Annotated in this window: 3 protein-coding genes; all 3 read left to right on the top strand. The window is 60.7% G+C overall.

Going from position 1 to position 3,267, the window contains the following annotated elements:
• The first annotated feature begins 14 nt into the window (after positions 1–14).
• Positions 15–941, top strand: a complete 927-nt coding sequence (locus N5J73_RS24060) for an IS5 family transposase (protein WP_114249776.1) — start codon at positions 15–17, stop codon at positions 939–941.
• A gap of 40 nt (positions 942–981) precedes the next feature.
• Positions 982–2,577, top strand: coding sequence for a C-terminal helicase domain-containing protein (locus N5J73_RS24065; RefSeq protein WP_279941374.1), 1,596 nt, complete (start codon positions 982–984; stop codon positions 2,575–2,577).
• Positions 2,574–3,267 (top strand): hypothetical protein (locus tag N5J73_RS24070; RefSeq protein WP_279941375.1); only part of this gene is annotated, 694 nt, incomplete at its 3' end. The genes N5J73_RS24065 and N5J73_RS24070, both read left to right, overlap by 4 nt.

A 3,267-nucleotide genomic window follows, 5' to 3' on the forward strand; every position in this document is an offset into this window, starting at 1 on the left:
TGTAGGCTTGCTGCATGAGCCAGCCCCGTAAGCCCCGCTACCGCACAACCAACTGGAAACAGTACAACGCAGCTCTCAAGGCTCGCGGTTCCTTGTCCATTTGGCTGGACAAGCGCATGGCGTGGTTTGCCGCTGCCAGCGGCAAACGCGGACGCAGTCCGAAGTTCTCTGATGCCGCTATTCAATTTTGTTTGACGCTCAAGAACCTGTTTGGCCTGGCACTCAGGCAAACGACGGGTTTGGTGGAGTCTGTGCTTCAACTGTGTGGCCTTTCTTGGCCAGTGCCAGACTTCAGTACCTTGTGCAGGCGACAGTTAGATTTGAATGTCCAGATTCCGTACACCCGCAGTAAAGCAGGCTTGCACCTGCTGGTGGATTCAACAGGAATCAAGTTCCTGGGTGAAGGCGAGTGGAAATGCAAAAAGCATGGTCCTGAGCGCCACCGTCAATGGCGCAAGCTGCACATCGGCATTGACGCCAAGACACTGCAGATTCGAGCCATCTGTGTGACCTCGAACAACGTCAGTGACGCTGCAGTGATTCCTGATTTGCTACAGCAGCTGCCTGGGGATGAAACGCTAGAGAGTCTGACGGGGGATGGTGCATACGACACACAGCCAGCCTACGAAGCTGTCATCAGGCGTGGTGCTATCCCAATCATTCCTCCACGCAAGAATGCTCGAATTCGTAGGGGAAGTGTCTTTGAGCACCGCAATGCAGCCATTACTGCATGCAGGCGGCTAGGGCGAAGTATCTGGAAGCGCTGGATTGGCTATCACCGCCGAAGTTTGGTGGAAACCAAGATGAACTGCATCAAGCGATTAGGTGAACGAGTGATGTCTCGCACCTTTGAACGCCAAGTGAACGAGTTGCACATACGAGCAGCCATATTAAATCGATTTACAGAACTGGGCCGTCCTCAGACGGCGGCCGTGGCATAGCCACGGCTGGGTTTGGGGAAGCTCGCCCTGAAATTGATTTATGCAACAACGCCCCAGCGCTGACGAGTGGGCCGATCTCGATGGCCAGTCCCAGGTGGATCTGGCCATGCAGTCCAGTGGCTGGGAGCTGGAGAAGTCTGAAGTCGAGATGCTGTTGGAGCTGGCGCGGGAAACCGAGGCCGCCGGCACCGATGCCAAGGCCGAGGCACTGCTGGAGCTGATCTACAAGCTCCAGCAAGAGGAATGCGACCCGGCGCTGAAGGTGCTGATCTTCACCGAGTTCGTGCCGACGCAAGCGATGCTGGCCGACTACCTGGAAAGCAGGGGTTTCTCGGTGGCGACGCTCAACGGCAGCATGGACCTGGAAGCGCGCACACGGGCACAACAGGTGTTCTCCAAGGATGTGCGCGTGCTGATTTCGACGGATGCCGGTGGTGAAGGCCTGAACCTGCAGTTCTGCAATGTCATCGTCAACTTCGACATGCCGTGGAACCCGATGCGGATCGAGCAGCGCATTGGCCGGGTGGACCGCATCGGACAGAAGCACGTGGTTCGCGCCATCAACTTTGTGCTCGAAGACACCGTGGAGCATCGGGTGCGCCAGGTGTTGGAGGCAAAGCTCGAGGTCATCGCGCAGGAGTTTGGCGTCGACAAGGCGGCCGACGTGATGGATTCGGTCGAGGCCGACCCGATCTTCGACGAGCTGTTCGTGCATGGCCTGCAGAACCCGGATGCCATCGAACAGGAGTGCGACGCGGTGGTGTCGCAGCTTCGATCCACCCTGGCGGAGTCGAAGAAGAACAGCGATCTGCTCACCACGGAGCACGATCTGGACGCCGATGATGCCCGCAAGTGGCGCGACCACCCGGCGCAGTTCTGGCTGGAGCGCGCCATCACCAGCGGGTTGGCTGCGCGCGGCGGCTCGGCAACGAAGGTTGGCAAGGCGTGGCGATTGAAGTGGGCAGACGGCAGTGAGTCGGCACAGGCCTGCTTTGACGCCCGCACGGCGGATGAGAACCCGGAGTTGGAATGGGTCACGATGGAAGACCCACGCGCTCGGGCGGTGATCAGCGAGCTGCCGCGCTTTGTCGCCGGGCAGCCGCTGCCGGTGATCCGCGTGACCGGTCTTCCGGATTCGGTACGCGGCATCTGGTCGCTATGGGAGATCAGTCTGGCGGCTGAAGGTCTGAGCCGGAAGCGCTTCCTTCCAGTGTTCATCAACGAGGAAGGCCGTCCCTTCGTGCCGACTGCCAAGCGCGTCTGGGATCTGCTGCTCACTGAAACCGTAGACGTGCATGCGGTGACGGGTGCCGAGGAGTCGGCGAAGTGGTTCGAGGCATCGCATGCGGCTGCCAGTACCCAGGGTGAACGGATCTTCACGGAGCTGCTGACTGAACACCGCGCCCGGCTGAAGGAAGAGCGCGAACGTGCGGTGTATGCGTTCGAGGCCCGAGGCCAGGCCATTGGACGAATCGGCCTGCCCGCCGTGCGTGAGCATCGGCGCAAGCGGCTGCAACAAGAACACGATGCACGCATGGCCGCTCTGGACGACATGGAGGCCAGCGTGCCGGATTTGAATGCCGTGATGATGGTGCGCGTCTCCGGCGATGTGATGCCCGGAGGACAGGTGGGATGAGCCAGTGGTCAGAACGCATTCTCAGCCACTTCACGGCCGATCTCACCCGGCTGTGGGTGGCGTGCGACCCCGACGATGTGCTGCTGGACGAAAAGCTCCTGTCCGAACTGCGCAGCCGGGGCTTCGAGGTCATGCTGTACGAAGACCCGTTCGCCTTTCGGGCGGAATACGAGGAACGTTATCGCGCAGCCTGGGATCGCGGTGAGGCGGGGCCAGCGCCTTCGCTGGTTCTGCATCTGCGCAGCGCCGACGCGAATGAGTTGCCGTGGGACATCGTGCACCACGGACGTGTGGTTCGATTGAGCCTTGCGGAGCTCTTCCCCAGGCTGGCATACAGCGCGGTACAGCAGGTCGAGCCGGAGCATTTTGCCGGGCTGTTTCATGCCCACCAGACCGAATTGCAGTCAGCGCGCGGCGAGAACGAGTCCAAGGACTTCATTCTCGAGCATGTCTACCAACTGGCGCCGAGATCAATTCGCAACCCGGTCGACTTCTGGCGCGAGCTGCTGCGCATGCACTTTGCCAACCGCTCGTTGCCACCGCTGTTTGCCGAGCACGCGGCAGGCATCGTCCAGGGTAAAGGCTTGTTCGCGGGCCTGCCGGTCGCCACATGGCTGGAATCCAAGAGCGCGCTGCTGCGCGTGGTGCAGGATGCGTGGTACCGCTATCTGAAGACCCTGGGGCTGGATG

Origin of the sequence: Stenotrophomonas sp. GD03654 (genome assembly GCF_029845105.1) — a bacterium.
Classification (GTDB): domain Bacteria; phylum Pseudomonadota; class Gammaproteobacteria; order Xanthomonadales; family Xanthomonadaceae; genus Stenotrophomonas; species Stenotrophomonas africana.